The sequence below is a fragment of the Enterobacter sp. CM29 genome, from assembly GCF_013179605.1.
GTDB classification, from domain to species: domain Bacteria; phylum Pseudomonadota; class Gammaproteobacteria; order Enterobacterales; family Enterobacteriaceae; genus Enterobacter; species Enterobacter intestinihominis.
Map to the genome: position 1 here is coordinate 1 of NZ_JABMCU010000219.1, position 6,763 is coordinate 6,763.

Below are 6,763 nucleotides of genomic sequence, written 5' to 3' on the forward strand. Positions count from 1 at the left end.
CTGCGTTGGCCGGGATTTCGATCACAACGTAGATGTCTTCTGGCAGTTCTTTACCCGCAGGGACGTTGAGTAAGCTCATGTCGGTGTCCTTTAAAATGGATGGTAAACAAGTGGCAGGTATTATAGCCAACTGGCGCTGAAAGTCTTCGCCTGTTTTCGTCTTATCTCCCTCGCGCTTTCACTTTTCAGACCGTTTCCATGACAGGATAATCCATAAACTCAGCCGCATTTTAAATGTGGAAATGAAAGCGATTACAAACTTGTGATTAACGTTTTATTCACTTTTCTGAAGTGTGATGTAACGCAATCCGTAACATATTCCATTGGCTATAGTTCATCCGCAGAACATCTTTTAACCAACAATAACCTACCCTACGAGGACGTTCATATGTGGAAGCGCTTACTTCTTGTTACAGCAGTTTCGGCAGCCATGTCGTCTATGGCGATGGCCGCACCGTTAACCGTTGGATTTTCGCAGGTCGGATCTGAATCCGGCTGGCGCGCCGCTGAAACGAACGTGGCGAAAAGTGAGGCCGAAAAGCGCGGTATTACCCTGAAAATCGCCGATGGTCAGCAAAAGCAAGAGAATCAGATTAAAGCGGTGCGCTCTTTTATCGCTCAGGGCGTGGATGCCATCTTTATCGCCCCGGTTGTTGCCACGGGCTGGGAACCGGTGCTGAAGGAAGCTAAAGAAGCTGAAATTCCTGTGTTCCTGCTCGACCGTTCCATCGACGTAAAAGACAAATCTCTCTATATGACCACCGTCACCGCCGATAACGTGCTGGAAGGCAAACTGATTGGTGACTGGCTGGTGAAGCAGGTGGATGGCAAGCCGTGTAACGTGGTTGAGTTGCAGGGCACCGTCGGGGCGAGCGTGGCTATCGACCGTAAGAAAGGTTTCGCGGAGGCCATCGCCAAAGCACCAAACATCAAGATCATCCGTTCTCAGTCCGGCGACTTCACCCGCAGCAAAGGTAAAGAGGTCATGGAAAGCTTCATCAAGGCAGAAAATAACGGCAAAAATATCTGCATGGTTTACGCCCACAACGACGACATGGTGATCGGCGCCATCCAGGCCATCAAAGAAGCGGGCCTGAAGCCGGGCAAAGATATTCTCACCGGCTCGATCGACGGCGTACCGGACATCTACAAAGCGATGATTGACGGCGAAGCGAACGCCAGCGTGGAGCTGACGCCGAACATGGCGGGCCCGGCATTCGATGCGCTGGAGAAATTCAAGAAAGACGGCACCCAGCCTGAGAAGTTGACCATCACCAAATCCACGCTCTACCTGCCGGACACGGCGAAAGAAGAGTTAGAGAAGAAGAAAAATATGGGCTACTGATCAGTGACATTGCCGGGTGGCGCTGCGCTTACCCGGCCTACGATACGCTCATTTGTAGGCCGGATAAGCGTAGCGTCATCCGGCTTAATGCAGGGGGAAACCATGACCACCGAACAACACCAGGAAATCCTCCGCACAGAGGGCCTGAGTAAATTTTTCCCTGGCGTTAAGGCGCTGGATAACGTTGATTTCAGCCTGCGGCGTGGGGAGATCATGGCGTTGCTCGGCGAAAACGGGGCGGGGAAGTCGACGCTGATTAAAACCCTGACCGGGGTCTATCACGCCGATCGCGGCGCTATCTGGCTGGAAGGTAATGCTATTTCGCCCAAAAATACCGCGCATGCGCAGCAACTGGGGATCGGCACGGTCTACCAGGAAGTGAACCTGCTGCCAAACATGTCGGTAGCGGATAACCTGTTTATTGGCCGCGAGCCCAGACGTTTTGGCCTGCTGCGCCGTAAAGAGATGGAAGCGCGCGCCGCGAAGCTGATGGAATCGTATGGCTTCTCTCTCGACGTGCGCGAACCGCTGAACCGTTTTTCCGTGGCGATGCAGCAGATCGTGGCGATCTGTCGCGCTATCGATCTCTCGGCGAAAGTGCTGATCCTCGATGAACCCACCGCCAGCCTCGATACCCAGGAAGTGGAGATGCTTTTTACCCTGATGCGCCAGCTGCGCGATCAGGGCGTGAGCCTGATCTTTGTTACGCACTTCCTCGATCAGGTTTACGAGGTAAGCGACCGTATTACGGTGCTGCGCAACGGCGGCTTTGTCGGCTGCCGGGAAACCCGCGAGCTGCCGCAGATTGAGCTGGTCAAAATGATGCTGGGTCGCGAGCTGGAGACCAACGCACTCCAGCGTGCGGGCCGCACGCTGCTGAGCGAAAAACCGATCGCCGCGTTTCACGATTACGGCAAAAAAGGGACCATCGCGCCGTTTAACCTCGAGGTACGCCCCGGTGAAATTGTGGGTCTGGCAGGGCTGTTAGGCTCCGGGCGCACCGAAACCGCCGAAGTGATCTTCGGGATCAAACCTGCCGACAGCGGAACGGCGCTGATCAAAGGCAAACCGCAAACGCTACGTTCACCGCATCAGGCGTCGTGCCTCGGCGTGGGCTTCTGCCCGGAGGACAGAAAAACGGACGGGATTATTGCCGCCGCCTCGGTGCGGGAAAACATCATTCTGGCGCTACAGGCCCAGCGCGGCTGGCTGCGTCCGATCCCTAAGCGCGAGCAGAACGCGATTGCCGAGCGCTTCATCCGCCAGCTCGGTATCCGTACCCCGAGCGCGGAACAGCCCATCGAGTTCCTTTCGGGCGGTAATCAGCAGAAGGTGTTGCTCTCGCGCTGGCTGCTGACCAAACCGCAGTTCCTGATCCTCGACGAGCCCACGCGCGGTATCGACGTGGGCGCGCATGCCGAAATCATCCGGCTTATCGAAACGCTGTGCGCCGACGGTCTGGCGCTGCTGGTGATCTCGTCTGAGCTGGAGGAGCTGGTTGGCTATGCCGATCGCGTCATCATCATGCGCGATCGCAGGCAGGTGGCAGAAATCCCGCTGGATAAACTGTCGGTTCCGGCGATCATGAATGCCATCGCGGCGTAAGGAGTCATATGTGATGTCCCGTTCTCTTTCGCAAACTGGCGAAGCGAAGCGCCGCTTCAGCTGGCCGACCGGCACGCCGCAAATCGTGGCGCTGCTGCTGGTGCTGCTGGTGGATAGCCTGGTAGCTCCGCATTTCTTCCAGATCGTCGTGCAGGATGGCCGCCTGTTTGGTAGCCCGATCGACATCTTAAACCGTGCCGCGCCCGTGGCACTGCTGGCGATGGGCATGACGCTGGTGATTGCCACCGGCGGGATTGACCTCTCCGTCGGTGCGGTAATGGCAATTGCGGGCGCCACCGCCGCCTCGATGACCGTTGCCGGGCACAGCCTGCCGGTGGTTCTGCTGGCCGCGCTGGGCTCCGGTGTATTAGCCGGGCTGTGGAACGGCATTCTGGTCGCGGTGCTCAAGATCCAGCCGTTTGTCGCGACGTTGATTTTGATGGTGGCCGGGCGCGGTGTGGCGCAGCTTATCACCTCCGGTCAAATCGTCACCTTTACCTCCCCGAATCTTGCGTGGATCGGCAGCGGTAATTTTCTGTTCTTCCCGACGCCGGTAATCGTCGCGCTGGTGACGCTGGTGGTGTTCTGGCTTTTCACCCGCAAAACGGCGCTCGGGATGTTCATCGAAGCGGTGGGAATTAACATTCGGGCCGCGAAAAACGCCGGGGTAAATACACGGCTGATGGTGATGCTGACCTATGTGCTGAGCGGCGTCTGTGCTGCGATTGCCGGGGTGATTGTGGCGGCCGACATTCGCGGGGCGGATGCCAACAACGCCGGACTCTGGCTGGAGCTTGATGCGATCCTCGCGGTGGTTATCGGCGGTGGGTCGCTGATGGGCGGACGTTTTAATCTGCTGCTCTCGGTGGTGGGGGCGTTAATTATTCAGGGTATGAATACCGGTATTTTGCTCTCCGGGTTCCAGCCGGAGCTTAATCAGGTCGTCAAAGCGGTCGTGGTGCTTATCGTACTTATCGTGCAGTCGCCGCGCTTTATCACTCTCATTAAGGGGTTCCGCGGTCATGATAAAACGTAATTTGCCGTTAATGATCACGCTGGGTGTGTTCGTGCTGGGATACCTTTACTGCCTGACCCAGTTCCCGGGCTTCGCCTCCACGCGGGTGATTTGCAACATCCTGACCGACAACGCCTTTTTAGGCATTATCGCCGTCGGCATGACGTTTGTGATCCTCTCCGGCGGGATCGATCTCTCCGTTGGGTCGGTGATCGCCTTTACCGGCGTGTTCCTTGCCAAGGCGATTGGCTTTTGGGGTATTTCGCCGCTGCTGGCGTTTCCGCTGGTGCTGGTCATGGGCTGCGCGTTCGGCGCCTTTATGGGGCTTTTGATCGACGCGCTGAAAATACCGGCGTTTATCATCACCCTCGCCGGGATGTTCTTCCTGCGCGGCGTGAGCTATCTGGTGTCGGAGGAGTCAATTCCGATTAACCATCCGATCTACGACACGCTCTCCAGCCTTGCGTGGAAAATTCCCGGTGGAGGGCGCCTGAGCGCAATGGGGCTGCTGATGCTGGGCGTGGTGGTGATCGGGATCTTCCTCGCTCACCGTACCCGGTTTGGTAACCAGGTTTATGCCATTGGCGGCAGCGCCACGTCCGCGAACCTGATGGGGATTTCCACGCGCAGCACCACCATCCGCATCTATATGCTTTCGACCGGCCTTGCCACGCTCGCGGGGATTGTGTTTTCGGTATACACCCAGGCAGGCTATGCCCTGGCGGGGGTGGGCGTTGAGCTTGACGCCATTGCCTCGGTGGTGATTGGCGGTACGCTGCTCAGCGGCGGGGTAGGGACGGTGCTCGGTACGCTGTTTGGCGTGGCGATCCAGGGGCTGATTCAGACCTATATCAACTTCGACGGCACGCTCAGCTCCTGGTGGACCAAAATCGCCATCGGTATTCTGCTGTTTATTTTTATCGCGCTCCAGCGCGGCCTGACGGTGCTGTGGGAGAACCGCCAGAGCTCGCCTGTTACCCGTGTGAATACATCTTTAACAGGGCGATAACATGCTGAAATTGCTTAAACTCTAAACATTTTCCGGTAGCGGTCGATACTCTTTTTTTATGCCCAGAAATATCTCGCTACCGGAAATAACATCATGCTTAAAACGCTATCGATTCGTACCGGCTTGCTCTCTTTACTGGCCGTTATGACCCTTCTGCTGCTGATTGTCAGCGGCATTGGCATTTATGCCCTTACGCAAAGTTCTGCTTCTCTCCAGCGCATCAATCATCTTCAGGGTGAACAGATGGTGCAGCTGAATGCCGGCTATACGCTGATCCTGCGCGCGCGTAACGAAGCGGGTCAGGCCGTCCGCATGATGGAGGTCGGCCTGCTGGACGATGCGGCCAGGGCGGTCAAAACCATTAACCAGGAAGTGGCGCTGGCACAGAAAACGCTCAAGGGCGTGATCGGCGGCGGCGTGGCGGATGAGCAGGGACAAAAGCTGCTGGATAACGTCGCCTCGAGCCTGGCGGTGTACAACCAGCAGGGTATCAGCCCGATGCTGAAAGCCCTGAACGAGCAAAGCGCGGACGGCTATTACGATCTGCTGGAAAGCAAGCTGGTCCCGGTGGCGAAGCAGTTTGATAACGATATGCAGGCGTTCCAGACGTGGAGCGAAGCGCGCGGCAAAGCGGAGGTGAGCGCCGTGCAGGCGAGTAAAACCCGTGTGCTGATCCTGATTATCGTCGCGGCGCTGCTGACGGCAGGCATTATCGTGCTGGCCTGGCTGGTGCTGCGCCATATGCTGCTCAAGCCGCTTTCAGCCTCAATTGCCCAGCTGGAGCACGTAGCGGCCGGGGATTTAACCCACACCCTGAACGCGCCCGCGAGCCAGGAATTTAATCGCCTCAACGCGGTTATCGAAGAGATGCGCCAGTCGCTGATGAATTCCGTTCTGCGGGTGCGTGACGCCAGCTCGCAGATTGATACCGGCAGCCGCGAGCTGACGGCAGGGAACCTGAACCTTGCCCAGCGCACGGAATCCACCGCCACCTCGCTGGAGCAGACGGCCGCCAGCATGGAAGAGATCACCGCCACGGTGAAACTTAACGCCGATAACGCCGGGCAGGCGCACCAGCTGGCGCAGTCGGTCTCCGATACCGCCGATCACGGCAGCGAAATGGTCTGCTATGTCATTGAGAAGATGCGCGACATCGCCGGCAGCTCGGCACGCATCGCCGATATCCTGAGCGTCATCGACGGCATTGCCTTCCAGACCAATATTCTGGCGCTGAACGCCTCCGTGGAAGCGGCGCGCGCGGGCGAGCAGGGACGGGGTTTTGCGGTCGTGGCGGGTGAGGTGCGCAATCTCGCCAGCCGCAGTGCCGATGCGGCGAAAGAGATCCGCTCGCTTATCAGCGATTCGCAAACCCACGTGAACGAGGGCAGCGAGCTGGCGCAACAGGCCGGTGAGACGATGGACGAGATCGCCACTGAAGTGCTGCGTATGACCAAACTGATGCGAGAAATTGCGACGGCGTCTCAGGAGCAGAGCCGCGGTATTGAGCAGGTTAACATTGCCGTCAATCAGATGGATGAAACGGCGCAACAAAATGCGGCGCTGGTTCAGCAGTCCTCTGCGGCAACGCGTTCCCTGGAGGAACAATCGCGCGAGCTGATGGAGGCGATGGCATCCTTCAAACTGACGGCGCAAACGGCATGATAAAAATAGGGGAGCCTGTCGGGCTCCCCTATTTACGCGTTACGCGTCCGGGAATTCGCGGATCATGCGTTCAACGTCTTCCACCATGTGGTCGTTGCCGACAAAGAACGAACGGCGCTGGTGCAGG

At 57.6% G+C, this 6,763-nt stretch carries 6 protein-coding genes and 1 pseudogene; 5 read left to right on the forward strand and 2 right to left on the reverse strand.

The window, feature by feature from the left end:
• Window positions 1-79 (reverse strand): annotated as a pseudogene (locus HP459_RS20025) (inorganic pyrophosphatase); the annotation flags it as partial.
• Window positions 80-388: 309 nt separating this feature from the next.
• Between HP459_RS20025 and ytfQ the strand changes: the two are divergent.
• The 5 genes from ytfQ to HP459_RS20050 all read left to right on the forward strand — a co-directional run bounded on the left by ytfQ (window position 389) and on the right by HP459_RS20050 (window position 6,636).
• Window positions 389-1,345 carry a galactofuranose ABC transporter substrate-binding protein YtfQ gene (gene ytfQ / locus HP459_RS20030; RefSeq protein WP_022646853.1) on the forward strand — a complete coding sequence of 319 codons (957 nt, stop codon included), beginning with the start codon at window positions 389-391 and terminating at the stop codon, window positions 1,343-1,345.
• Window positions 1,346-1,447: 102 nt separating this feature from the next.
• On the forward strand, window positions 1,448-2,950 hold the full coding sequence (ytfR, locus tag HP459_RS20035) for a galactofuranose ABC transporter, ATP-binding protein YtfR (RefSeq protein ID WP_022646854.1): 1,503 nt from the start codon (window positions 1,448-1,450) through the stop codon (window positions 2,948-2,950).
• Window positions 2,951-2,960: 10 nt separating this feature from the next.
• A complete protein-coding gene (gene ytfT, locus HP459_RS20040; protein WP_161177600.1) occupies window positions 2,961-3,986 on the forward strand; it encodes a galactofuranose ABC transporter, ATP-binding protein YtfT in 1,026 nt (341 codons plus the stop codon).
• Window positions 3,973-4,974 carry a galactofuranose ABC transporter, permease protein YjfF gene (gene yjfF / locus HP459_RS20045; RefSeq protein ID WP_022646856.1) on the forward strand — a complete coding sequence of 334 codons (1,002 nt, stop codon included), beginning with the start codon at window positions 3,973-3,975 and terminating at the stop codon, window positions 4,972-4,974. The genes ytfT and yjfF overlap by 14 nt, the downstream gene beginning before the upstream one ends.
• Before the next feature lie 93 nt (window positions 4,975-5,067).
• Window positions 5,068-6,636 (forward strand): methyl-accepting chemotaxis protein, encoded by a 1,569-nt coding sequence (locus HP459_RS20050; RefSeq protein WP_045307825.1) that lies wholly within the window; start codon window positions 5,068-5,070, stop codon window positions 6,634-6,636.
• A 39-nt stretch (window positions 6,637-6,675) separates the two neighbouring features.
• Here HP459_RS20050 and HP459_RS23595 read toward each other — a convergent pair.
• A partial coding sequence (locus tag HP459_RS23595) for a hypothetical protein (RefSeq protein ID WP_253939658.1) occupies window positions 6,676-6,763 on the reverse strand: 88 nt, incomplete at its 5' end.